This window comes from Pseudomonas sp. XWY-1 (assembly GCF_002953115.1).
In the GTDB taxonomy this organism is placed as follows: domain Bacteria; phylum Pseudomonadota; class Gammaproteobacteria; order Pseudomonadales; family Pseudomonadaceae; genus Aquipseudomonas; species Aquipseudomonas alloputida.
Window position 1 is genome coordinate 2,578,046 of sequence record NZ_CP026332.1, and the last position, 24,027, is coordinate 2,602,072.

The window sequence follows — 24,027 nt, forward strand, 5'->3', positions numbered from 1 at the left end:
GGAAAAATGCATGTTGGTGGGGGCATATCGCGCCTTGGACCAGCCTGGCTTCAGGCTTCCAGGGCGGTCTTCAACACCGCACTCAAATGCCGCCGCTGGCTTTTTTCATGCTCCAGCAACACCACCCGCCGGGTCAGTTGCGGCTCGCCAAACGGCAGGCAGGTGGCGGGTGGCAAGCGTTGCAGGTCGTCATCCGCCATGGGGATGACCGCCACGCCCAGGCCCATCACCGCCATGCGCGCCAGGGCTTCCTGGCTGTCCAGTTCCATCAGTTCGCTCACCTGCACCTGCTGGCGGCGTAGTTCCTGCTCGATCTGCCGGCCGGCCCAGGCACGCTTGTCGAAGCGCAGGAATGGCTGGCTGGCCAGCAACTGCGGCACGCTATACCCGGCCAGCTCAGGGCTGGCGATGGCCCAGAAACGGTCCTCGAACAGCGGTGTAAAGTCCAGGTTCTGCGGGTAAGGGCTGACCGGTTCGGTGGTGATCGCTGCATCGAGCTCGCCGTCTTCCACGCGCCGCGCCAGCTCCGCCGACATGCCCGAGGCCACGCTGATGTGTAGCTGCGGGTGATGGGCCTTTATCCACACCAGCGCCTTGGGCAAACGCCGCGCCAGCACCGTGTGGATCGCCCCCAGGCGCAAGCGGCCGCGCAGGCTTGGGCCGCTGGCCAGGGCATCGGCCAGTTCGTCATAGGCAGCCAGAAGGCTTTCGGCGCGGGCCACCGCCAACTGCCCGGCTTCGGTCAGCACCACCTGCCTGCGGCTACGGTCGAACAAGGTCACCTTCAGTTCGTCTTCGAGGGTTTTGATGTGCAGGCTGACCGCCGAGGGGGTGAGGCTGAGCAGGTCGGCGGCGCGGGCAAAGGTGCCGTGGCGGGCGATGGTCACCAAGGTGCGCAGGGCTTTCAGGGACATGCGGTTGAGGTCCGGTTCTCAGCTGACAGAGGCGTATTGTCAGGCCCGGCCCTCTCGCAGCACAAGGCTGCTTCCAGGCCTTGCCGATACGGCTCAGCGACTGCTACGCCCATAGGCCTGGCTGATCCGGTCGATCACCATGGCCAGGGCGACAATTGCCAGCCCGGCCTCCATCCCTTGGCCAACATTCAAGGTCTGGATCCCCGCCAGCACATCCTCACCCAACCCACGGGCGCCGATCATCGACGCCACGACCACCATCGACAAGGCCATCATGACCGACTGGTTAAGCCCGGCCATGATACTCGGCAGCGCCAGGGGCAGGGCGATGCGCCGCAACCGCTGCCAGCGGCTTGCGCCAAGGCCGTGTGCGGCCTGCAGCAACGAGGGGTCGATCTGGCTCAGGCCCAGTTCGGTCAACCGCACCAGCGGCGGCAGGGCGTAGATCAGCGTGGCGAACACGGCAGGCACCTTGCCCAGGCCAAACAGCATCAGCACCGGGATCAGGTAAACGAACGCAGGTAGCGTCTGCATCACATCGAGGACCGGCAACAGCAGCCGTCTGGCCAGTGGCCGGGCGGCCAGCAGAATGCCCAGTGGTACACCCACCAGTACGCACAGGCCGGTACTGACCAGCACCAGGGCCAGGGTCTGCAGCAGCTTGTCCCAGAGCCCGAGCATACCGATCAGGGCCAGCAGCGCGACCAGCACGGCGCTGCGCAGCAGGCTGCGGCTGGCGTGCCAGGCCAGCAGACCCACCAGCAACAACAACAGCCACCAAGGCAAGAGGCGCAACAGGTTCTCCAGGCCGACCAGCAGTTGCAGCAACTGGTCAGACAAACTGCGCAGGTGGTCGCCGTAGTTCAATACCAACCAGTCGACCAGGCGGTTGATGCTGTCGGCAAAGGAAAACTGCAGGGTCTGCGGGAAACCGCTGCTCACAGGCTGGCCTCGACCTTGGTGGCGATGTCCGCCGGCAGCCAGGCTTTCCACACCTCGCGGTTATCGCGCAGGAAGGTGAGGGCGGCTTCGCGCGGGGGCGTGCGTTTTTCGCTCATGACGGCCAGGGCCTTGTTCAGGCGATCGATGGGCAGGTCTACCTGTTCGAACACGCTGACCAGGTCTGGGTAGTTTTCGCGAAAGGCTTTGGACACGCCAATCGACAACTTTGCCGGCAGCGAGCGGCTGCCTTTCGGGTTGGGGTTGGCGGGGTCGGTGAGGGTGGCCCAGGCCTGGGCATCGAACGGGGGTTCTTCCAGCCGGATGAGCTTGTAGCGCCCCATCAGCGGGGTCGGGTTCCAGTAGTAGAACAGCACGGGTTTGCCGCGCCGGATTGCCGAACCGATCTCGGCGTCCATCGCGGCGCCGGAGCCACTGCGGAAGTTGTTGTAGAGGCCATCCAGGCCATAGGCCTTGAGCTTTTGGCTGTTGACGGTTTCAGACGTCCAGCCGCTTGGGCTGTTGAGAAAACGCCCTTTACCGGGCGATTCGGGGTCGGAAAATACCTGCGGGTAACGCTTGAGGTCCTCGACACTGTGCAGCTCAGGCGCCACGGGCTTCAGGTTGCGTGCGGCATCGCCTTCGATCACATAGGCCGGTACCCACCAACCTTCTTCTGCATTTTTGACCGTATCGCCCAGTGCGAACACCTGGCCGGCCTGTTCGGCCTTGACCCAGGCAGGGCTGCGCCCGGCCCATTCCTCGGCGATCACTTGCAGGTCATTGCGCGCCAGGGCCACCTCCATGCTGACCGTGCTGCCAGGCAGGGTGTCGGTGCGATAGCCGTAGCCGCGCTCCACGATCAGGCGCAGAATCTCGGTGGTGAGGGCGCCGCTTTCCCAGCCGATGGCACCAAAATGGATAGGCGCAGGTTGCTCTGCCGATGCGGCGCTGTCGGTGCTGGCCAAACCCACCGTCAACAGCAGCCCGGCCAGCAGCGTTGAAATGCTCTTCATGTAAACCTCGTCGTTCGCCACGCCTTGGCAGTGGGGCAAGTGTAGACGACGAGGTTTTGTCAGTTTCAGGGCCACTGGAGTGGCCCCGTTCGCTTCAGACGCGGAACTGGTCCATCAGCGCTTGCTGCTGGTTGGCCAGGCTGTTCAGCGACTGGCTGACCCGCGCCGACTCGTTGGCCTGGCCAGACAGGGATTCAGTGACATCACGAATGGTCGCCACGTTGCTGTTGATTTCCTCGGCTACCGCGCTTTGCTCCTCGGCGGCAGAGGCGATCTGCAGGTTCATGTCGGTGATCACCGTCACCGCCTGGCCAATGCGCTGCAATGCCGTGACGGCTTGGCCGACCTGCTCCACGCCACCTTGGGCCTGGCGGTGGCTGTGGTCCATGGCGCCGACCACTTCGCGGGTGCCGTTCTGCAGGGCTTCGATGACCTGACGGGTTTCTTCCACCGACTCCTGAGTGCGCTGGGCCAGGTTGCGCACCTCATCGGCGACCACGGCAAAGCCACGGCCGGCCTCACCGGCGCGGGCAGCTTCGATGGCAGCGTTGAGCGCCAGCAGGTTGGTCTGTTCGGCGATCGAGCGGATCACTTCCAGTACCGAGCCGATCTTCTCGCTGTTCTGCGCCAGGCCTTCTATTTCGGCCATGGTGTCGCTCATGTTGGCGGCCAGGGCACCGATGCTGCTGGTGGTGCGGTCGATTACCGCCAAGCCTTCGCGGGTGGCCTGGTCGGCATCGCGCGCCGCCTGCGCAGCCTGGGCGGCGCTGCGGGCAACGTCCTGGGCGGTGGCGCTCATTTCATGCGAGGCGGTGGCCACCTGGTCGACCTGGCGGTACTGCTGCTCCATGCCGGCGCTGGTTTCAGTGGCAATCGCCGAGGACTGGTCGGCCGTGCCTCGGGCGGCCTGCACCGAGCGTTTGACCTCGGCGATGGTTGGCTGCAACTTGTCGAGGAAGCGGTTGAACCAGCCGGCCAGTTCGCCCAGTTCGTCCTGCTTCTGGTAGGTCAGGCGACGGGTCAGGTCGCCTTCGCCGCTGGCAATGTCCTTGAGCATGGCGGCCACGCCGAGGATCGGCCGGGTAACGCCGCGGGCCATCAGCCATACCAGCAGCAGCCCGGCAATGGCGGCGGCCAGGCCCAGGCTCAGTTCCAGCAAGGTGCCGCTGGTATTGAGCGCGTCAAGTTCCTGCTTCAGGGTTTCGGCCGGCCCGGTCAGGGCGTTTTCCGGCACATCCAGCAGCACGCCCCAGGGCTGGGCGTCCGGGATTGGCCGGAATGCCGCCAGCACCTTCAAGCGCTGCCGGTCGTGGAGGGTGGTCAGCTTGCCATCGGCCAGCTTGCGCACCAGCTCGGCGCCTTTGGTCGGGTCTACCTGGTCGAAGCGCTGGGCCAGCTTGCTGGCATCGGCGCTGTAGCCGGCCAACAGACCGACCGGGGTAAGAATGCCGACCGTGGTGCGGCCTTCGTAGAGGCTGCGGCTGGCCTCCTGGCTCAGCGCCTGCAGGCTATTGAGGTTGATGTCGATGGACAGGGTGGCAATGATCTTGCCGTTGACCGCCAGCGGGAACACGATGCTGGTCATCAGTACCTGCTGGCCGTCGATGTCGTAGAAGTAGGGCTCCACCACACACACCTTGCCGGAGGTGCGTGGGCATACCCACCAGGTGTTGGCCGGCTGGCCGCTGGGGCCGATCTCGGTGTTGGCCATGTCATGTTCGGGCAGGGCCATCGAGGTCAGCTGGCCAGCGCGTGGCTGCGACCAGTACAGGGCAAAGCGCCCGGTTTCGTTGCTGCCCAATTCTGCCTTGCCGGCAAACAGGCTGTCCTTGTTGTCCAGGGCATTGGGCTCGAACACCAGTGACAGGCCGAGCAGGTCGGGGTTGGCTTGCAGTGCGGCGCGCACCTGGCGGGTCATGTCCTCGCGCAGGTCGAAGGCATCGAGAAAGCGCTTTTCGGCCTGCTCGCGCAGGAACAGCACTTGGCGGGCGAAGCCGGCGCCGTACTGGTAGGCATCCATGAACTGGCGGCGAATGTTCAACGCTTGCACTTCACCTTGTGACTCGATGCGCGACTGCGCCGCCTCGGTCAGCATCTGCATGCTGCTGGCCTTGACCAGGTCCGAACTGTGATCCATGCGGTACAGCGACAGGCCGACGAGCAAGGTGACGATAGCGGCCAGACAGAGACCGGCGAGCAGGGTGATCTTCCACTGGATGGAAAGTTGTCGCAAAGGCATGGGGGCGGATCCCTTTTTTGGCATTAAGGGTTATGGCTTTATCTGCGGTGGGGCCGGGAGGTGCCAAAGCGCTGCGGCCAGGCACCTCGCTGCCTCCCTCAATATCGGCCCCTGCCGTTTTTTCTTTATTCAAACATTCAATTTAAATTTGACCGCCACTAACGCCCCGCATCAAGGCGCTTTTGACATCTGCCGCCCACTGCTTCAGAGTTCGCGCTTTTTTCTGTCGTAATGAGGTAAGCCAACCATGAATGCAGTGATCGCCGCGGTCGGCATCATGCTGATACTCAGCCTGTCCCGCGTGCACGTGGTCATCGCCCTGATCATCGGCGCCCTGGCCGGTGGGCTGGTGGGCGGCCTGGGCATCGAAGGCACGCTCAAGGCCTTCAACGGTGGCCTCGGTGGTGGTGCCACGGTGGCTTTGTCCTATGCACTGCTGGGTGCTTTTGCCGTGGCGATTGCCAAGTCTGGCCTGGCCCATGCGCTGGCCGACCGCGCCCTGGGCATGATCGACCGGCGGGGCGACGCCAAGGGCGGCAAGGTCAAATGGCTGATGATCGGCCTGATGCTGGCGGTGGCCGTGTCGTCCCAGAACATCCTGCCCATCCACATTGCCTTCATTCCGCTGCTGGTACCCCCTCTGTTGTACGTGCTGACGCGCCTGCGTATCGACCGCCGGCTGATCGCCTGTGTGATCACCTTTGGCCTGATCACCCCGTACATGTTCCTGCCGGTGGGCTTCGGCAACATCTTCCTCAACGAGATCCTGCTGGCCAATGTTGCCCGCGCGGGTGTCGATGTGAGCGGCGTCAACGTCACCCATGCCATGGCCATCCCGGCTGCCGGCATGCTCGTCGGCCTTCTGGTGGCGGTGTTCATCAGCTACCGCAAGAAACGTGACTATGACCTGGCGCGCATCCAGCAGGTGGAGCAGGTGAGCGTGCAGTACAACCCGTTGACCTTGCTGGTGGCCGGGCTGGCCATCGCTGCAGCCTTCATCGTCCAGCTGTTGCTGGACTCGATGATCATCGGTGCCATGGTCGGTTTCCTGATCTTCTCGCTGTCGGGCATAGTCAAGTGGAAAGAGACCGACGACCTGTTCACCGAAGGCATGAAGATGATGGCCATGATCGGCTTCATCATGATTACCGCGTCCGGCTTTGCCGAGGTGATGAAGGCCACCGGTGAGGTGAAGAGCCTGGTGGAAACCTCGGCGCAGTGGATCGACCACAGCAAGGGCGTCGGTGCCTTGCTGATGCTGCTGGTAGGCCTTTTGGTGACCATGGGGATCGGCTCGTCGTTCTCCACCGTGCCGATCCTGGCCGCGATCTTCGTGCCACTGTGCGTGCAACTGGGCTTCGACCCGTTGGCTACGGTGTGCATCATCGGTACTGCCGGTGCGTTGGGCGATGCAGGTTCGCCGGCCTCGGACTCGACCCTGGGCCCAACCTCGGGCCTGAACGTGGATGGCCAGCACCACCACATCTGGGACACCGTGGTGCCCACTTTCATCCATTACAACCTGCCGTTGATGGCGTTCGGCTGGTTGGCAGCGATGACCTTGTAAGGCGGGGAGGGCGTCAGCCCTTGTCGGGCGGCGGCGAGATGCGATTGAGCACGGTGCTGCCGTCCTTGCTGCGGGTCAGGTAGACCGGCAGGACTTTGGGCAGGTTGTTGACCAGGCGCCCCACTTCCCGGGTGTTGTAGATGCCGCTGATGCGAATGCGGCCGGTGCTGGCATCGGCCAGTAGCAGCGGGGCGTCGAGGTAGCGGTTGATCACCGGCAGCGCCTGTTCCAGGCTCAGGTTATCGAGCACCAGCTTGCCGCTGCGCCATGCCAGGCTGTTGCCATAGTCGTCGTTTTGCTCCAGCTGCGGCTCGAAGTCGCCCTTGTGGTAGCTGGCCTGCATGCCAGGGCCAAGGCGGTAGCCACCGGCACTGCCCTCACTGGACACCAGCACTGAACCTTCCACCAGGGTGACCTTCACCTGGTCCTGGTACTTCCACACGTTGAACTGGGTGCCGGTGACCCGGGTCTGGCCACTGCCGGCACGCACGATGAACGGGTGGCTGCTGTCGTGTCGCACCTTGAAGAACGCCTCGCCGCGCTTGAGCGTGACCTGGCGTTGGTCCTTGTAGTTGAGGAAGGTGAGCTCGGTGTGGAGGTTGAGCTGTACCGTGCTGCCGTCGCTGAGCTCCACGGTCTGCATGCGGTCACCGGCTTCGAAGTGCTGGTAGTGGTTGGGCAACCAGCCCTGTTCCCACCCCATCCAGCCGGCCAGCGGCAGCACTGCCAGGGCGATGGCCGCAGCAGACGCCAGCGGCCGCCAGTTGCGAGGGCGGGCGGCGTGTCTGGTGGGTGGGTTGAAGTCGATGACGGTGGCGCTGCGCGGCAGCAGGTCGGCTGTTTGCCAGATTTCCAGCATCGCCTGATATTCTTCGGCATGCCGCGGGTCGGCCGCCAACCAGTCAGCGAATGCTTCACGCTCGGCCTGCGTGCAATCTTCGGCGTGAAGGCGCATGCACCAATGCGCTGCGGCGTCGGTGATGGCATCGTCTGGGTTGGGATTGAGGCGGTCGTGGTTCATTGCGGCTCCGGGTTTTGCGCATTCTACCCTTGCGGGAGGGCTCCCGAGAACCAATGTAATGGCGAATGACTATCAGTTGTGCCGGTTTTTCGTCGGATTAGCCACGGTTTTTCAGTGTTTGAGAACCCTTCGCGGGCAAAAGACGATGCCTGCAATGGCTTCCGGGGCAGCCTGGTGCTGCGAAGAGGTCAGTGTTTGCAGGTACCGGCCTCTTCGCAGCACACGGCTGCCCCTTGCAACAAGCGCGTCGGCGACCCACCGGTCAGAACTGTGCGGCCTCTAGCCCATAAAGGCTGCCACTACCGGCCCGAATGCTCGCCTCCAGCCCCAACCCCCGCGGCAAGACCCGCTGGAAATAGAACGCCGCACAGGCAAGCTTCGCGCCATGAAACGCGTCGTCCTCATCACGTTTGGCCAGCGCCACCGCCGCCATCCGCGCCCACATGTACGCATAGGCCGTGAGCCCGAACAGCTGCAGGTACTCAACGGCTACCGCGCTGACCAGGTTGGCATCCTCGCCGGCCTGCGCCCGCAGCCAGCTGCTGGTGGCCTCCAGCCGCGCCAGGCTCGCCTGCAGGGCCTCGCGGTGCAAGGGCGCATCCACACTGAAGGCGCGCACTTCGCTGGCAAAGCTGGCCAACGCCTGGCCACCGTCGGCCAGCACCTTGCGCCCCAGCAGATCAAGGGCCTGGATGCCGTTGGTGCCCTCATAGATCTGTGCAATGCGCACGTCTCGCACCCGTTGCTCCTGGCCCCATTCGCGGATGTAGCCATGACCGCCATACACCTGCTGGCCAAGCACGCAGCTTTCCAGGCCGTTATCAGTGAAGAATGCCTTGGCCACCGGTGTCAGCAGTGCCACCAGGCGCTGGGCATGCTCGCGCTCGCCAGCGTCCTCGGCATAGCGTGCCACGTCCAGTTGCTGGCCAACGTAGACGGCGAACGCCCGACCTGCTTCGGTGAGGGTACGCATGGTCAGCAGCATGCGCCGGACATCACCATGGTGGATGATCGGGTCGGCCACCTTGTCGTGTGCCTGTGGGCCAGTCGCTGCGCGGCTCTGCAGGCGCTCGTTGGCATAGCGGGCGGCGCTCTGGTAGGAGGCTTCGGCACAACCGATGCCCTGTATGCCGATGGACAGGCGCTCGTAGTTCATCATGGTGAACATCGCTGCCAGGCCCTTGTTCGGCTCGCCCACCAGGTAACCGATGGCACCGTCAAAGTTCATGACGCAGGTCGCCGAGGCCTTGATGCCCATCTTGTGCTCGATCGAGCCACAATGCACAGCATTGCGCGCGCCCAGGCGGCCATCGGCCTCGACCAGGAATTTGGGGACCAGAAACAGCGATATGCCTTTGGCACCGGCGGGCGCATCCGGCAGCTTGGCCAGCACCAGGTGGACGATGTTCTCGGTCAGGTCCTGCTCGCCGCCGGTAATGAAGATCTTGCTGCCACTGATGCGCACGCTGCCATCGGCCTGAGGCTCGGCGCGGGTGCGGATCAGCCCCAGGTCAGTGCCGGCATGGGGTTCGGTCAGGCACATGGTGCCGGCCCAGCGGCCTTCGTACAGCGGTGGCAGGTAAGTGGCCTTGAGCGCTTCGCTGGCGTGGGCATCGATCGCCAGGCAGCTGCCTGCGCTCAATGCCGAATACAGGCTGAAGCTGCAGTCAGCCGCGTAGAGCATCTCTTCGAACAGCACGCCGAGCATCTTTGGCATGCCCATGCCGCCGTATTCCGGGTTGCCGCCCAAGCCGACCCAGCCGCCTTCGCGGTAGGTGTTCCAGGCCTCGCGAAAGCCCTCGGGGGTGGTGACTTGGCCTGCGTCGAAGCACACACCTTGCTCGTCACCGTTGCGGCTGAGCGGGGCGATCAGCTGGCCGGTGACTTTGGATGCTTCCTCGAGAATGGCGTCGGCAGTGTCGGCATCGATGCGTTCGGCCAGGGCGGGCAGTCGGGCCCACAGGCCTGAAGCGTTGAACACGTCATGCAGGACGAAGCGCATGTCGCGCAGGGGGGCGGAATAGGTGGTCATCGGCAGCTCTTGCAATAGTGAGGGAGGGTTGGGCGTGCGCTGAACCTTCAGGCGCAGCCGTGTGCTGCGCCTGAAGGGGAGCGGCTATGGCATCAGAGGGCTTTGGCCCGGTCGCGCAGCACGTACTTCTGGATCTTGCCGGTCGAGGTCTTGGGCAGCTCGCCGAACACCACGGTCTTCGGCACCTTGAACCCGGCCAGGTGCTCGCGGCACCAACTGGTGATGTCGGCTTCACGGGTGTCCTCCCGGCCTGGCTTTAAGGCAACGAAGGCGCACGGGGTTTCGCCCCATTTTTCATCCGGGCGTGCCACCACGGCGGCTTCCAGCACTGCCGGGTGCTTGTACAGGGCGTCTTCGACCTCGATGGTGGAGATGTTCTCGCCACCGGAAATGATGATGTCCTTGAGCCGGTCCTTGATCTCGATATAGCCGTCGGCATGCCACACGGCCAGGTCGCCGGTGTGGAACCAGCCGCCACGGAAGGCTTCGGCGGTGGCTTCAGGGTTTTTCAGGTAACCCTTCATCACCGTGTTGCCGCGCATGAAGATTTCACCCAGGGTATTGCCGTCGCGGGGTACTGGCTGAAGGGTTTGCGGGTCGGCGACCATCAGGCCATCGAGGGTCGGGTAGCGCACGCCTTGGCGAGACTTGATGCGTGCACGCTCTTCCAGCGAAAGCGCGTCCCATTCGTCATGCCAGGCACACACGGTCACCGGGCCGTAGACCTCGGTCAGGCCGTAGGTGTGGGTGACCTTGATGCCCATTTCTTCCACGGCACCGATGACCTTGGCCGGTGGTGCGGCGCCGGCGACCATGGCCTGCACCGGGTGCTCGATGGCTGCCTTGGCCGCCTCGGGCATGTTGACCAGCGCGTTGAGCACGATCGGCGCACCGCACAGGTGGCTGACTTTGTGCTCGCGGATCAGGGTCAGGATCTTCTGCGGGTCGACCCGGCGCAGGAACACATGGGTGCCGGCCAGGGCGGTGATGGTCCAGGGGTAGCACCAGCCGTTGCAGTGGAACATTGGCAACGTCCACAGGTACACCGGGCGGTGGCCCATGGCCCAGGTCATCTGGTTGCCCAGTGCGTTCAGGTAGGCGCCGCGGTGGTGGTAGACAACGCCCTTGGGGTTGCCGGTGGTGCCGGAGGTGTAGTTCAGCGAAATGGCCTGCCACTCGTCATCGGGCCATTCCCAGGCAAATTCCGGGTCGCCTTCGTTGAGCAGGGCCTCATAGTCCAGCTCGCTGACCGCGCGGCCCTCGCCGTACTCTGGGTCATCCACATCAACCACCAGCGGCGGGTGTTCAAGCAGTGCCAGAGCGCCTTCAATGACCGCATGGAACTCGCGGTCGGTGATCAGCACCTTGGCCTCGCCATGCTGCAGCATGAAGGCGATGGCCTCGGCATCCAGGCGCACGTTCAGGGTATTGAGCACGGCACCGGTCATGGGTACGCCGAAGTGCGCCTCGAGCATGGTCGGGGTGTTGGGCAGCATCACTGCCACGGTGTCGCCACGGCCAATGCCACGACCGGCCAGGGCGCTGGCCAGGCGCCGACAGCGTTGGTAGGTTTCTTGCCAGTTGCGGCGGATGGCGCCGTGGATGACGGCCGGGTAGTTGCCGTACACGGCGGCGGTGCGTTCGATGAAGCTCAGCGGGGTGAGGGCGACATGGTTGACGGCAGCGGGCATCAGGCCCTGGGCATAGATCGACATGCGGTAATCCTGTAAGGGAGGCAGACGCAGCCTGTGCACCTGGCCCCCGATGGCTGATTGTTAGCTCTGTTCAGGGTGCAGGGGGCGGACGGTGGGCCGCCCCCTCTGTCGCAGTTTTACGCGAGTCGCTATGGTATTAGGAATATCGACTATAGCAATATAGTAAAACTACTATAAAAACAGGCCGCCTACTGTGGATGACACTGCTTACCCCTTGCTTGCCAAAGACCCACAACCCAGCCTGTTGCTGGCCAGTGATGCAAGCCCGCTGGCACTCAACCCGGCATTGCAGGCCTGGGTCGCCGAAGGGCCCGAGCTGGCTCGCTGGCTGCCGGCCAATTGCGCCGCCCTGGTGCGTGCCTGTCTGCGCCAGCATCGGGCGATCAGCGATGTCGAAGTGCAGGTCGGCGAACGCATCGTGCTGTGGACGTTCATGCCGGACAACCAGGGCCAGCAGGTGCTGGGGCGCTGCCGCGATGCCAGTGAGGAGCGCCATGGCGCACGCGAAGCCAACCGCGCCCGACGCCTGTATCGGCTGATCATCGAAAACACCACCGACCTGATTTCCCGGCACAGCCCCGATGGCCGCTTTCTCGATGCCTCACCGGCAGCCTACCGCCTGCTCGGCCTGTGGCCCGAGCAGCTGCGTGGCATGCCTGTACATACCCTGCTGCATCCGCGCGAGCGGCGTCAGGTACTGCGCCAGGCCGCGGCCGCGCTGGACCAGGACGGCTACCACACGATGACCTGCCGGGTACGCCAGGCGACAGGAGGCTACCGTTGGTTCGAAATTGCCAGCCGGGCGATCCGCGAGACCTACACCGGCGCGGTGGTGGAGGTGGTCAGCGTGTCCCGCGACATCACCTTGCGCATCGAAGCGCAGGAAAGCCTGGCGCACAGTGCCCGCCTCGCGACCCTGGGCGAGCTGGCCTCGGGCATCGCCCACGAGATCAATCAGCCACTGGCCGCGGTGGTCAACTATGCCAACGCCAGTCAGCGTTACCTGCAGGGCCTGGAACGTGATCCCCAGGCGCGCGAGCGGGTAGGCCAGGGCCTGCAGCGTATCAGCGAGCAGGCCACCCATGCCGCCGAAGTGATCCGCCGTCTGCGTGCCTTCCTGCGCAAGGGGCCGCGCCGCCTGCAGGCACTGGACGTAGCCGAGCTGGCCGGCGAAGCCATGCGCCTGTGCGCCTGGGAAGCCGCGCGGGACCAGGTGCAGGTGGAACTTCGCATGAGTGCTCAGCTGCCCTTGGTGTATGCCGACCGGGTGCTGCTGGAGCAGGTGCTGCTCAACCTGCTGCGCAATGCCATCGATGCCAATCGCGAGCAGCAGGGGGAGCGGCCGTCACGTATCCTGCTCTGCGCGGCGCGCGATGGCGATGGGGTCCTGGTCGAGGTAGCCGACCAGGGCCCGGGCGTGGCACCCGAGCGGCTGGATGAAATCTTCACGCCCTTTACCACCAGCAAGGCCGACGGCCTGGGCTTGGGCTTGAGCATGAGCCGCAGCCTGATCGAAGGCTTCGGTGGCAGCCTGTGGGCGCGGGCGGGTGACAACGGCGGTCTGGTACTGTGCTGCCGGCTGGCGGTCAGCAGGGAATAAGGGGAGGCAGTGTTGCAAGCAAAAGTGTATGTGGTCGATGACGACCAGGGTATGCGCGACTCTACGGTCTGGCTGCTGCAGTCGGTGGGCCTGCAAGCCTTGCCGTTTGCCAGCGGGCAGGCGTTTCTCGACGCCTGCGTCGATGATGGGCCCGCGTGTGTGCTGTTGGATGTGCGCATGCCGGGGCTGGGCGGGCTGGCTGTGCAGCAGGCGATGCGCGAGCGTGGCCTGATGGTGCCGGTGATCTTCGTCAGCGGTCATGCCGATGTGCCGATCGTGGTGCGGGCGTTCAAGGCCGGCGCCTGCGACTTCATCGAAAAACCCTACAACGACCAGCTGCTGCTCGATAGCGTTCAGGCTGCGCTGGAGCACGCCGGGCTGGCGCGACAGGGCGATCAGGCGCTGGCGTTGGTGCAGGCGCGCATCGACGGCCTGACGCCGCGTGAGCGAGACGTCTTCGTACCGTTGGCCCAAGGGTTGAACAACCGCGAGATTGCCGAGCAGTTGGGCATCAGCGTCAAGACCGTGGACCTGTACCGAGGCCGGGTGATGAAGCGGTTGCAGGCAGGCAGCCTCGCAGAGCTGGTGGGGATGGCGATTGCTTGCGGGGCGGTGGAGGCGTTGGGCCTGCGAGCACGTTAGCCGCCCTTACGCAGGCCCTGGCAGGGGCGGCCTTGTGTGTCGCGATGGGCCGCAGCGCGCGCCTGCGGGGGCGGTGTGACCGGCAGAAAACACGAATATTTCATAGCTGCCTAATGAAGGTTTTGACATTAACTGCCTAAGCAGTAATATTTCTACACACTTAACTGAGCAGTCAACGATGGCCCATTTCTCCCCCGAAAACTTTCAGACCTGCGCCATCGGCATGTTGCTGGGCCGCGCAGCGATCCTCAAAGACCGCATTCTTGACTGGCACCTGGAGTCAGAGGGCGTCACCGCCGCGCAGTTCAAAGTGCTGATCATCGTCACCCAGTACCAGGTGGATACCCCGGCCGAACTGTGCCGTTACCTGGGCCTGGACAGCGGATCGATGACCCGCATGCTCGACCGCCTCGAGCAGAAGGAGCTGATCGTGCGCAACCGCTGCGCCGACGACCGTCGCCAGGTGCGCCTGGCACTCACCGCCGACGGCCAGCGCCTGGCCAACCGCCTGCCGGAAATCGGCGCCGCCGCCATGAACGAGTTGTGCGGCGTGCTGGCACCTGAAGAGCTCAAGACCCTGGAAGGCCTGCTGGCCAAGGTGCTGCTCGGTGCTGGCGACCCGTTGACGATCCGCCGCTTCGGCGACCGTTGAACCCCGTAACGAATTATCCAAGGTATTGTCATGGCCACTCCCACAGACACCCCGACTCCCTCCGTCGCGCCTGAGCCGTCGCGCAAGCGCAAGGCTTGGCTGCTTGGCCTGCTGTTGCTGCTGATCCTTGCCGGGGTCGGCACCTGGGCTTGGTACAGCATTGTCGGGCGTTGGCACGAAAGCACCGACGATGCCTACGTCAACGGCAACGTGGTGGAAATCACCCCGCTGGTCGCTGGCACCGTTACCAGCATCGGGGCCGATGACGGCGACCTGGTCCATGCCGGCCAGGTACTGCTGCAATTCGACCCGGCCGACAGCGAAGTGGCCTTGCAGTCCGCCGAAGCCAAGCTGGCACGCAGCGTGCGGCAGGTGCGCGGGCTGTACAGCAACGTCGACTCGCTGAAGGCACAACTGGAAACGCGCCAAGCCGAACTGCGCAAGGCGCAGCAGGACTTCAACCGGCGCAAGGTGCTGGCTGACAGCGGTGCGATTGCCGCAGAAGAACTGTCCCACGCCCGCGACGACCTGAGCGTTGCCCAGGCCGCCGTCAACAGCGCGCGGCAACAGCTCAGCACCAGCAGCGCGCTGGTCGACGACACCGTGGTGTCCTCGCACCCCGATGTCATGGCTGCAGCTGCCGACCTGCGCCAGGCCTACCTCGACCACGCCCGCACCACATTGGTCGCGCCGGTCACCGGCTACGTCGCCAAGCGTACCGTCCAGTTGGGCCAGCGCCTGCAGCCGGGCACCGCGACCATGGCGGTTATCCCGCTGGATCAGGTGTGGATCGATGCCAACTTCAAGGAAACCCAGCTGCGAGAGATGCGCATCGGCCAGCCGGTGGAAATCACCGCTGATGTGTACGGCAGCGAGGTCAAGTACAGCGGCACGGTCGACAGCCTCGGGGCGGGCACCGGCAGCGCCTTTGCCTTGCTGCCGGCGCAGAACGCCACCGGTAACTGGATCAAGATTGTCCAGCGAGTACCCGTGCGCATCCACCTCAGCCCCGACCAGCTCAAGGACCACCCGCTACGTATTGGCCTGTCCACCGTGGTTGAAGTCGACCTGCATGACCAGAGCGGCCCGACCCTGGCCCAGCAGCCACCGCAGAAGGCCAGCTACACCACCCAGGTGTATGATCACCAGCTGATCGAAGCCGACAACCTGATCGCCCGGCTGATTCACGAGAACAGCGCAACCGGCAAGACGGCGCAACGATGAGCAACAACGCCGCTGCCCAGTTCACGCCGCCGAGTCTGCTGCTGACCACCATCGGCCTGTCGCTCGCGACGTTCATGCAGGTGCTGGACACCACCATCGCCAACGTGGCCCTGCCGACCATTTCCGGCAACCTGGGGGTGAGCTACGAGCAAGGCACCTGGGTCATCACCTCGTTCGCGGTGAGCAACGCTATTGCCTTGCCGCTGACCGGCTGGCTGAGCCGGCGCTTTGGTGAAGTGAAACTGTTCATCTGGGCCACGCTGCTGTTCGTGCTGGCTTCGTTCCTGTGCGGTATCGCCCAATCGATGCCCGAGCTGGTCGGCTTTCGTGTCTTGCAGGGCGTGGTCGCCGGGCCGCTTTACCCGATGACCCAGACCCTGCTGATTGCTGTCTATCCCCCGGCAAAACGGGGGATGGCACTGGCGCTGCTGGCGATGGTCACGGTGGTGGCGCCGATTGCCGGGCCGATTCTTGGGGGCTGGATTACCGATAGCTACAGCTGGCCATGGATCTTCTTCATCAATGTGCCCATCGGGCTGTTCGCTGCTGCCGTGGTGCGCCAGCAGATGCGCACGCGCCCGGTGGTCACCAGCCGCCAGCCGATGGATTACATTGGCCTGCTGACCCTGATTATCGGCGTTGGGGCCTTGCAGGTAGTGCTGGACAAGGGCAACGATCTGGACTGGTTCGAGTCGTCGTTCATCATTGTCGGCAGCCTGGTTTCGGTGGTGTTCCTGGCGGTATTCGTGATCTGGGAACTGACCGACCGGCACCCGGTGGTCAACTTGCGCCTGTTCGTGCACCGCAACTTCCGCATTGGCACCATTGTGCTGGTCGGGGGGTATGCCGGGTTCTTCGGTATCAACCTGATCCTGCCGCAGTGGTTGCAGACGCAGATGGGCTATACCGCGACCTGGGCAGGCCTGGCGGTGGCGCCGATCGGTTTGCTGCCGGTGATCATGTCGCCGTTCGTGGGCAAATATGCGCACCGGTTCGACTTGCGGGTGCTGGCTGGGTTGGCGTTCCTGGCGATCGGCACCAGTTGCTACATGCGTGCCGGTTTCACCAGCGAGGTGGACTTCCAGCACGTGGCCTTGGTGCAGTTGTTCATGGGGATTGGCGTGGCGTTGTTCTTCATGCCGACGTTGAGCATCCTGCTGTCTGACCTGCCGCCGCACCAGATTGCCGACGGTTCGGGGCTGGCAACATTCCTGCGAACCTTGGGCGGGAGTTTTGCGGCTTCGTTGACCACCTGGATCTGGATCCGTCGGGCGGACCAGCACCATGCTTACCTGAGTGAGCACATCAGCCAGTTCGACCCGACGACGCGGCATACCCTTGAGCAGTTGGGCGGGGCCAGCCCGCAGAGTTATGCGCAGTTGGAGCAGATACTCAACGGGCAGGCTTACATGATGTCGACGGTGGATTATTTCACCTTGATGAGCTGGGTGTTTGCCGGGTTGATTCTGCTGGTGTGGTTCGCCAAGCCGCCCTTTACCGCCAAGGCGGGCCCGGCATCGGCGGGGCATTGAGCTACAATCAAGGCAAGATCCCGATGCTCTCGCTCTCGCTCTCGCTCTCGCTCTCGCTCTCGCTTCGACTTTTGATTTTGCTTCTAAGCGCGCGATAGCCCAGGCGCCGCGGATTGCGACTTCAGGAGGCCGAGCGTAGGGCTTGCGAAGGGAGGTGACGGGCATGGATGCCCGTCAAGCGCTGGGCCCCAGGATGGGGCCTGCAGCGCGGTCCTCCCGGGAGCAAGCCCGGAGCGAGGGAACCCCGGAGCGTAGCGCAGGGGCCGGATGATAGGAGCCAGCGTTTTTTGGTTACTTTTTGTCGCGTTTGACAAAAAGTGACCCGCCGTAAGGGCGGAAAGGTGACTGTGCGCCACCTGCGCGAATGAATACCTACTCGATGTGAATGCCCACATCCAAGAAGCAAGAAGCAAGAAGCAAGAAGCAAGAAGCAAGAAGCAAGAAGCAAAACTCGTCTGTTTTGACTCAGCGAACAGTCCATTCGCGATGGCGACACCGACTCACCTTTTCGCCCTTACGGCGAGTCACTTTTTGTCAAACGCGACAAAAAGTAACCAAAAAACGCTGCGCTCCCATCATCCGGCCCCTGCGCTGCGCTCCGGGGTCCCCTCACTCCGGCCTTGCTCCCGGCAGGACCGCGCCGAAGGCCCCATCCTGGGGCCTCAGCGCTTGACGGGCATCCATGCCCGTCACCTGCCTCCGCAAGGCCTGCGTTCGGCCTCCTGAAGTCGCGAAGATCAAGATCAAGATCAAAAGCCAGATCAACAGCCAGATCAACAGCCAAGATCAACAGCCACATCAACAGCAGAGGGTTGGCTGTGCTGATCTTCGTCATTCCAACGCAGCGCCATTTCGCCTATTGTCGATGCTCCCTTCCCCAAACCATTGGCAAACCCATGGAGAACGTCATTGTCATCACCGGCGGCAGCCGCGGTATCGGCGCCGCCACTGCGCTGCTGGCCGCCCGCCAGGGCTACCGCATCTGCATCAATTATCACGCCGATGACCAGGCCGCCGAAGCCATCCTCAGCCAGGTCCGCGCCCTGGGCGCCGAAGCCATCGCGGTGCGCGCCGACGTCAGCGTCGAAGATGAAATCATCCAGCTGTTCCTGCGCGTCGACGACGAGCTCGGCCCGGTCACCGCACTGGTCAACAACGCCGGCACCATCGGCCAGCAGAGCAGGGTCGAGGACATGTCCGAGTTCCGTCTGCTGAACGTCATGAAGACCAACGTCGTCGGCCCCATGCTCTGCGCCAAGCACGCCCTGCTGCGCATGGCGCGCCGGCATGGCGGGCAAGGCGGGGCCATCGTCAACGTATCATCGGTAGCCGCACGCCTGGGTTCGCCCAACGAATATGTCGACTATGCCGCCTCCAAGGGCGCGCTCGACACCTTCACCATCGGCCTGGCCAAAGAAGTGGCAGGCGAGGGCGTGCGCGTCAATGGCGTACGACCAGGCTATATCCATACCGGTTTCCATGCGCTTTCTGGCGACCCGGATCGCGTCAGCAAGCTTGAACCTGGCTTGCCCATGGGCCGAGGAGGGTATCCCGAGGAAGTGGCCGAGGCCATCCTCTGGTTGCTTTCGGACAAAGCCTCCTATGCCACCGGCAGCTTCATCGACCTGGGCGGCGGGCGCTGAGCGCCCGTCAAGGTTCCAGCAGCTCGCGAACCCGCTCTGCCAGTGCTTCCAGTTCGAACGGCTTGGTCAACACCAACGTACCTTGCAGCGGTTGGCCGTCGCTGAACGCCGCACTCTCATCGTAGCCGGTGATCAACAGCACCTTGAGGTCCGGGTAGCGCTCACGGCAGCGTTCGGCTACCTGGCGGCCATTCAGGCCGCCAGGCAGGCCGACATCGCTCAGCAGCAAGTCTGGCCGTTCGCCGCTTTGCAGGTGCGTGAGGGCAGACGGACCGTTCTCGAAAGCGTCCACCCGATAGCCCAGCTCTTCCAACACTTCGCCGATCACCAGGCGCAAGGCAGTCTGGTCTTCAACCAACAGAATGCGTTTGGCAGCCTCGCTACTTCTTCGCAAAGGCGCGCGCGGAGGTTTACTGACTGGCGCCTGGGCTTGCTCGTGGTGGCGGGGTAACAGCAGCTCGATGCGGGTACCCTCGCCAGGCGCCGACAGCACCCGTAATTGCCCACCCGACTGGCGCACGAAGCCATAGGTCATGGACAGACCCAGGCCGGTGCCCTGGCCCATCGGCTTGGTGGTGAAGAACGGCTCGACTGCGCGCTCGACGACTTCAGACGACATGCCGCTACCGTTGTCGACGATGCTCAGCCGCACGAACTCGCTGGCCGGCAGTTCCAGTGCCACGGCCTGCTCGTCGTCAAGCAGCAGGTTGTCGCCGATGATCTCGATCACACCACCGGCAGGCATGGCATCGCGCGCGTTGATGCATAAGTTGAGCAAGGCGCTTTCCAGTTGGGGAGGGTCGATGAAGGTCGGCCACAGCTGGCTGGCGAAGCGGCTGCTCAGGGTAATCGCCGGGCCGATGGTGCGGCGCAGCAGGTCTTCCATGCCAGCCACCAAGGTGGTCACCTGCGTGGAGCAGGGTTGCAGGGTCTGCTGGCGGGAGAACGCCAGCAGCCGGTGCACCAGCGAAGAGGCCCGCTGCGCCGCGCTGCTGGACAGCTCCAGCAAGGGCGCCAGGGCGTCGAAGCGTGACTGGTCCAGGCGTTGACGCATCAGCTCCTGGGCGCCCAGGATGCCGCCCAGCAAATTATTGAAGTCGTGGGCAATGCCGCCACTGAGCTGGCCTACGGCCTCCATCTTCTGTGCCTGGCGCAGCGCCGCTTCGGCCTTGGCCAAGCGTTCCTGCTCCTGCACTCGCTCACTGATGTCATAGGCGAACAGAAACGCGCCCTGTACCTCGCCCTTGGGGTCGCGCAAGGCGTTGAAGCGCAACTCATAATGACGCACCGCGGGGGGCTTGCCGAAGGTGCCGATCTCGATGAACTGCTCGCCTGCCAGGGCGCGCTGCCACATCGGCAGAATAGGCGTCTGGCCGGCGGTGCCATCCTCGAACAATCCGGGCAGGTAGTCGCCGATTTCGGGTGTCCTCCCGTACAGCAGGTGGAAGTCATGCCTGGCCTGGCGATTGACCGCCAGCCAGCGCAGGTCCTTGTCGACCACATGCACATTGACCACACTGTGATCGACTAGCTCGGCAAACAAGCGGCGCTCCGCCAGTGCGGCATTCACCCGTTGCTCGAGCTCTTCGTTCAGGCGCTGCAGGGCCTGCTCTGCACGCCTGCGTTCGGTGACATCCTTGAACAGTACCGCTACCTGGCGTTTCTCGGCAGGTTCTATGCGAAACGTGGTCACCGACAGCACGTGGCCCGTGGCAATCAGTTCCTGCTCGAAGTGCAGCGGTTCGCCGGTGCGAAGCACCGCGCCATAGCGGGCCACCCAGTCATCCGCCTCATCGGGCACCATCTCGCGCAGTTTTTGCCCGACCACGTTGGGGATGCCGGCGTGTTTGGCATAGGCTGCGTTGGCCAGCACGTGCACGTAGTCACTCAGGGGACCATGGGGGCCATCGAAGAACTCGATGATGCAGAAGCCTTCGTCCATGGTGTCGAACAGTGAGCGATAGAAGTCCTGGTCGTGCGCCTGGTGGCTTGCAAGCCGTTGCTCCAGCAGTGTGTTCTGTCGCTGGAGGTCTTCGACTTGTTGGCGCAGTAAGTTCAGATCACGAGAAGGCATGCCTGCGTCCGGCCAATGAAAAGTCCTGACTTTAACGTGTTCACCTGCAGGCGAATAGCCACTCAGGGCGACTGGGCGGTGCTCCCCAGCAGCCGTTCAAGCGCCTGGGCAAGTGCTTGCAGATCGAAGGGCTTGGCCAGCAGTTCGGTGCGCCGGTCGGGCCGCGCATTTGCCGTACTGTGCGCAAGGTCATAGCCTGTGATCAGCAGCACCGCGGCATGGGGTGCAATACCTCGACAGGCGTCCGCGAGTTGGTAGCCATCGATACCCCCTGGCAGGCCGACATCGGTGATCAGCAAGTCCGGCGCAGGGGCTTCCTGCAAGGCCTTGTATGCCTGGCGGCCATCTTCGAATGCCTGAACTTCATAGCCCTGGTCCAGCAATACCTCCAGCATGACCAGGCGCAGGGCCGGCTCGTCTTCCACCAGCATCACCTTGCACCCGCGCTGCTGAAGCGAGGCCGCAGGCGCAGGCCCCTCGACGTGGGGGCAGGGTGAAGCGGCGGCGACGCTTTCATCGCGGGGGAGATACAGGTTGATGGCCGTACCCTGGCCAGGCGTGCTATCGATGACCAGTTGGCCACCGGATTGCCGCACAAAGCCGTAGACCATCGACAGCCCAAGGCCAGTGCCCTGGCCGAGCGGCTTGGTGGTGAAGAAGGGCTCAAGGGCGCGCTGCATCACTGCTTTGGACATGCCCATGCCGTTGTCTTCAACGCGGATACGCAGAAACTGGCCAGCGGCCAGGCCCCGCTGTCTGGCTTCGGCGCCTTGCATTTCGACATTGGCGCAACCGATGCTCAAGGTGCCGCCAAGCGGCATGGCGTCACGGGCGTTGATGCACAGGTTGAGCAGCGCGTTTTCCAGTTGCTGGGCGTCTATTCGGATAGGCCATAGTCCGGCATGTGTCTGGTCGTGGTAGTCGACATAGGGGCCGGTGGAGCTGCTGATCAGGTCGTGCATACCGGCCACCAGTTGCTGCACATCGACCCGTTGCGGGACCAGCGTCTGCTGCCGTGAGAATGCCAGCAAGCGCTGCACCAAGGCTGCGGCGCGTTGGGCGTTGTGCCGGCTGAGTTCAAGCAGCTGCGCGGTGTCCGCCAGGCGTTGCTGCACCAGACGTTGCCCGGCCAGTTCCAGGGCGCCAAGGATGCTGGCCAGCAGGTTGTTGAAATCATGGGCAATCCCGCCGGTCAACTGGCCGACTGCCTCCATCTTCTGCGCCTGGCGCAGTGCTTCTTCGGCCTGCTGCAGGCGTTCCTGTTCGGTCACGCGCTGCGTGATGTCATAGGCGAACAGGTAGCCGCCCTGAATTCGCTGCTGAGCATCGAGCCACGGGTGGTAGCGAATTTCGTAGTGGCGTGGTGCGTCGTCCAGCCCGAAGGTGACGGTGTCGATGAACGCTTCCCCTGCCAGTATGCGCGGCCATATCGGGGCTAGGCGGCCCATGATGTCGGGTTGACCGGTCAGGAACTGGGGTACGTAGTCGCCAATCTGCGGCACGAAGCCTCGGTAACGCTCGAAGGTTTCGCGCGCCGTGCGGTTGATGGCCAATAGGCGCATCCTGCGGTCGGCAGCAAACACGTTGGCCGGGCTGTTGTCGAGCAGTTCTCCAAGCAGCCTGTCATGCGCCTGGACGCTGTCTTCGCGCTCTGCCTGGCGTGCTTCCAGTTCTGCGACACGCGCTTGCAATTGTGCAAAGGACGCAAGCGTATCTGGCTGCATGACGAGGGCCTGATGATCGGATCGAGCAACTATAGTTGCCCCTCGGGCCCCTCGCTATCAGAACGAGCGAATGATCCGCCCGAGGGTTTCCATGGCCTGTTCGGCGCCGTCATGCCAGGGGCTGCCGTAGTTCAGGCGGATGCAATTGCCGAAGCGTCGGGTGGGCGAAAAGATCGGCCCGGGCGCGATGCTGATGCCTTGGGCCAGGGCCATGTGGAACAGCTTGAGGGCGTCCATCTGCTCGGGCAGTTCCAGCCACAGGAAGTAGCCGCCGGAGGGCTGGCTGACCCGTGTCTGCGCCGGGAAGTGGCGGGCGATGGCTGCCAGCATGTTGGCCTGCTGGCCCTCCAGCGCGTAGCGCAGCTTGCGCAGGTGGCGGTCGTAGCCGCCGTGTTGCAGGTAGTCGGCGATGGCCGCCTGGGCCGGCATGGAGGCACAAAGGGAGGTCATCAGTTTCAACCGCTCGATCTTCTGCGCAAAGCGCCCGGCGGCCACCCAGCCAATGCGATAGCCCGGTGCCAGGCTTTTGGCGAACGAGCCGCAGTGCATGACCAGGCCCTGGGTGTCGAAGGCCTTGGCGGGTTTGGGCGCCTGTTGCGAGTAGTACAGCTCGGCGTACACGTCGTCTTCGATCAACGGCACCTGATGGCGCGCCAGCAACTCCACCAGGGCCTGTTTCTTGGCCTCCGGCATGCTTGCACCCACCGGGTTCTGGAAGTTGGTCATGCACCACACGGCCTTAACCGGGTGCTTTTCCAGGGTCTGCGCCAGCACCCCCAGGTCCATGCCCTCGCGCGGGTGCACGGGGATTTCCACAGCCTTGAGCTTGAGCCGCTCCAGCACCTGCAGGCAGGCATAGAAGGCCGGGGCCTCGATGGCGACCAGGTCGCCCGGCTGGGTCACGGCCTGCAGGCACAGGTTCAGGGCCTCCAGTGCGCCGTTGGTGATCAGCAGCTCTTCCATCGGCAGCATCAGCCCACCGACCATGTAGCGCAGGGCTATCTGCCGGCGCAGCTGCGGGTTACCGGGGGACAGATCGGTCACCACCATGCGCGGGTCCATGCTGCGGCTGGCACTGGCCAGTGAGCGGGACAGGCGTTGCAGCGGGAACAGTTCAGGGCTGGGAAAGGCTGAGCCGAAGGCAATGGTGTTGGGGTCCTTGATCGAGTCGAGGATCGAAAATACCAAGGCGCTGACGTCGACATCGGTAGACTCGCTCACCGGCTGCAGCGCCTGCGGCTCGCTGAACTGACGCGGCACGTGGGCGTTGACGAAATACCCGGAGCGCGGCCGGGCGCGGATCAGCCCGCGGCGTTCCAGCAGGTAATAGGCCTGGAACACGGTAGACGGGCTGACCCCGTGGGTCTGGCTGGCGTAGCGCACGGACGGCACGCGCTGGCCGGGGCCCAGCACCCCGGAGCGGATCAGTTCGGCAATGTCATCGGCGAAGCGTTCGTAGCGTTTCATTCTGGCCTTCTGTCCAGCCTGGCAGG

Annotated in this window: 17 protein-coding genes; 7 read left to right on the top strand and 10 right to left on the bottom strand. The window is 64.0% G+C overall.

What is annotated here, in order from left to right; translation table 11 throughout:
- Positions 1–50: 50 nt before the first annotated feature.
- From PRJ_RS12045 to PRJ_RS12060, 4 genes are all read right to left on the bottom strand, one after another.
- The gene (locus tag PRJ_RS12045; RefSeq protein ID WP_003247790.1) at positions 51–914 is read right to left on the bottom strand and encodes a LysR family transcriptional regulator; all 864 of its coding nucleotides are present in this window, start codon (positions 912–914) and stop codon (positions 51–53) included.
- Between the two features lie 93 nt (positions 915–1,007).
- On the bottom strand, positions 1,008–1,856 hold the full coding sequence (locus PRJ_RS12050) for a proline/glycine betaine ABC transporter permease (protein WP_049587118.1): 849 nt from the start codon (positions 1,854–1,856) through the stop codon (positions 1,008–1,010).
- Entirely contained in the window at positions 1,853–2,869 is a 1,017-nt protein-coding gene (locus tag PRJ_RS12055) for an ABC transporter substrate-binding protein (RefSeq protein WP_104961494.1), read from the bottom strand. The genes PRJ_RS12050 and PRJ_RS12055 overlap by 4 nt, the downstream gene beginning before the upstream one ends.
- Positions 2,870–2,963: 94 nt before the next feature.
- Positions 2,964–5,108: a methyl-accepting chemotaxis protein gene (locus PRJ_RS12060; protein WP_104961495.1), complete on the bottom strand. Its 2,145-nt coding sequence runs from the start codon at positions 5,106–5,108 to the stop codon at positions 2,964–2,966.
- 247 nt (positions 5,109–5,355) lie between these two features.
- On the opposite strand from PRJ_RS12060, the gene PRJ_RS12070 reads away from it, so the two are divergent.
- Positions 5,356–6,675, top strand: coding sequence for a Na+/H+ antiporter family protein (locus PRJ_RS12070; RefSeq protein ID WP_010954411.1), 1,320 nt, complete (start codon positions 5,356–5,358; stop codon positions 6,673–6,675).
- A gap of 13 nt (positions 6,676–6,688) precedes the next feature.
- On the opposite strand, the gene PRJ_RS12075 is transcribed toward PRJ_RS12070, so the two are convergent.
- From PRJ_RS12075 to PRJ_RS12085, 3 genes are all read right to left on the bottom strand, one after another.
- Positions 6,689–7,696 (bottom strand): FecR family protein, encoded by a 1,008-nt coding sequence (locus PRJ_RS12075; RefSeq protein ID WP_104961497.1) that lies wholly within the window; start codon positions 7,694–7,696, stop codon positions 6,689–6,691.
- 262 nt (positions 7,697–7,958) lie between these two features.
- Entirely contained in the window at positions 7,959–9,728 is a 1,770-nt protein-coding gene (locus PRJ_RS12080; protein WP_104961498.1) for an acyl-CoA dehydrogenase C-terminal domain-containing protein, read from the bottom strand.
- Positions 9,729–9,820: 92 nt separating this feature from the next.
- The gene (locus tag PRJ_RS12085; RefSeq protein WP_104961499.1) at positions 9,821–11,443 is read right to left on the bottom strand and encodes an acyl-CoA synthetase; all 1,623 of its coding nucleotides are present in this window, start codon (positions 11,441–11,443) and stop codon (positions 9,821–9,823) included.
- Between the two features lie 193 nt (positions 11,444–11,636).
- Between PRJ_RS12085 and PRJ_RS12090 the strand changes: the two genes are divergently transcribed.
- From PRJ_RS12090 to PRJ_RS12120, 6 genes are all read left to right on the top strand, one after another.
- Positions 11,637–13,043: a sensor histidine kinase gene (locus tag PRJ_RS12090; RefSeq protein ID WP_104961500.1), complete on the top strand. Its 1,407-nt coding sequence runs from the start codon at positions 11,637–11,639 to the stop codon at positions 13,041–13,043.
- A 9-nt stretch (positions 13,044–13,052) separates the two neighbouring features.
- Positions 13,053–13,685 (top strand): response regulator transcription factor, encoded by a 633-nt coding sequence (locus PRJ_RS12095; RefSeq protein WP_010954406.1) that lies wholly within the window; start codon positions 13,053–13,055, stop codon positions 13,683–13,685.
- A gap of 178 nt (positions 13,686–13,863) precedes the next feature.
- Complete coding sequence (locus tag PRJ_RS12100) at positions 13,864–14,337, top strand: MarR family winged helix-turn-helix transcriptional regulator (RefSeq protein ID WP_003247811.1); 474 nt, start codon at positions 13,864–13,866, stop codon at positions 14,335–14,337.
- Positions 14,338–14,367: 30 nt separating this feature from the next.
- The gene (locus PRJ_RS12105; RefSeq protein ID WP_104887753.1) at positions 14,368–15,561 is read left to right on the top strand and encodes an HlyD family secretion protein; all 1,194 of its coding nucleotides are present in this window, start codon (positions 14,368–14,370) and stop codon (positions 15,559–15,561) included.
- Positions 15,558–17,093, top strand: a complete 1,536-nt coding sequence (locus PRJ_RS12110; RefSeq protein WP_019751849.1) for a DHA2 family efflux MFS transporter permease subunit — start codon at positions 15,558–15,560, stop codon at positions 17,091–17,093. The genes PRJ_RS12105 and PRJ_RS12110 overlap by 4 nt, the downstream gene beginning before the upstream one ends.
- 896 nt (positions 17,094–17,989) lie before the next feature.
- Complete coding sequence (locus PRJ_RS12120; RefSeq protein WP_029380669.1) at positions 17,990–18,736, top strand: SDR family oxidoreductase; 747 nt, start codon at positions 17,990–17,992, stop codon at positions 18,734–18,736.
- Between the two features lie 7 nt (positions 18,737–18,743).
- On the opposite strand, the gene PRJ_RS12125 is transcribed toward PRJ_RS12120, so the two are convergent.
- From PRJ_RS12125 to mapR, 3 genes are all read right to left on the bottom strand, one after another.
- Positions 18,744–20,810 (bottom strand): PAS domain-containing protein, encoded by a 2,067-nt coding sequence (locus PRJ_RS12125; RefSeq protein WP_104961502.1) that lies wholly within the window; start codon positions 20,808–20,810, stop codon positions 18,744–18,746.
- A 62-nt stretch (positions 20,811–20,872) separates the two neighbouring features.
- Entirely contained in the window at positions 20,873–22,534 is a 1,662-nt protein-coding gene (locus tag PRJ_RS12130; RefSeq protein WP_104961503.1) for a PAS domain-containing sensor histidine kinase, read from the bottom strand.
- Between the two features lie 57 nt (positions 22,535–22,591).
- The gene (gene mapR / locus PRJ_RS12135) at positions 22,592–24,001 is read right to left on the bottom strand and encodes a GntR family transcriptional regulator MpaR (protein ID WP_003247831.1); all 1,410 of its coding nucleotides are present in this window, start codon (positions 23,999–24,001) and stop codon (positions 22,592–22,594) included.
- Positions 24,002–24,027 lie beyond the last annotated feature (26 nt).

Bases quoted from the DNA above. Each gene is read 5' to 3' on its own strand.
- PRJ_RS12045 (WP_003247790.1), bottom strand. From the start codon at position 914: ATGTCCCTGAAAGCCCTGCGCACCTTGGTGACCATCGCCCGCCACGGC.
- PRJ_RS12055 (WP_104961494.1), bottom strand. From the start codon at position 2,869: ATGAAGAGCATTTCAACGCTGCTGGCCGGGCTGCTGTTGACGGTGGGT.
- PRJ_RS12060 (WP_104961495.1), bottom strand. From the start codon at position 5,108: ATGCCTTTGCGACAACTTTCCATCCAGTGGAAGATCACCCTGCTCGCC.
- PRJ_RS12070 (WP_010954411.1), top strand. From the start codon at position 5,356: ATGAATGCAGTGATCGCCGCGGTCGGCATCATGCTGATACTCAGCCTG.
- PRJ_RS12075 (WP_104961497.1), bottom strand. From the start codon at position 7,696: ATGAACCACGACCGCCTCAATCCCAACCCAGACGATGCCATCACCGAC.
- PRJ_RS12080 (WP_104961498.1), bottom strand. From the start codon at position 9,728: ATGACCACCTATTCCGCCCCCCTGCGCGACATGCGCTTCGTCCTGCAT.
- PRJ_RS12085 (WP_104961499.1), bottom strand. From the start codon at position 11,443: ATGTCGATCTATGCCCAGGGCCTGATGCCCGCTGCCGTCAACCATGTC.
- PRJ_RS12100 (WP_003247811.1), top strand. From the start codon at position 13,864: ATGGCCCATTTCTCCCCCGAAAACTTTCAGACCTGCGCCATCGGCATG.
- PRJ_RS12105 (WP_104887753.1), top strand. From the start codon at position 14,368: ATGGCCACTCCCACAGACACCCCGACTCCCTCCGTCGCGCCTGAGCCG.
- PRJ_RS12110 (WP_019751849.1), top strand. From the start codon at position 15,558: ATGAGCAACAACGCCGCTGCCCAGTTCACGCCGCCGAGTCTGCTGCTG.
- PRJ_RS12120 (WP_029380669.1), top strand. From the start codon at position 17,990: ATGGAGAACGTCATTGTCATCACCGGCGGCAGCCGCGGTATCGGCGCC.
- PRJ_RS12125 (WP_104961502.1), bottom strand. From the start codon at position 20,810: ATGCCTTCTCGTGATCTGAACTTACTGCGCCAACAAGTCGAAGACCTC.
- PRJ_RS12130 (WP_104961503.1), bottom strand. From the start codon at position 22,534: ATGCAGCCAGATACGCTTGCGTCCTTTGCACAATTGCAAGCGCGTGTC.
- mapR (WP_003247831.1), bottom strand. From the start codon at position 24,001: ATGAAACGCTACGAACGCTTCGCCGATGACATTGCCGAACTGATCCGC.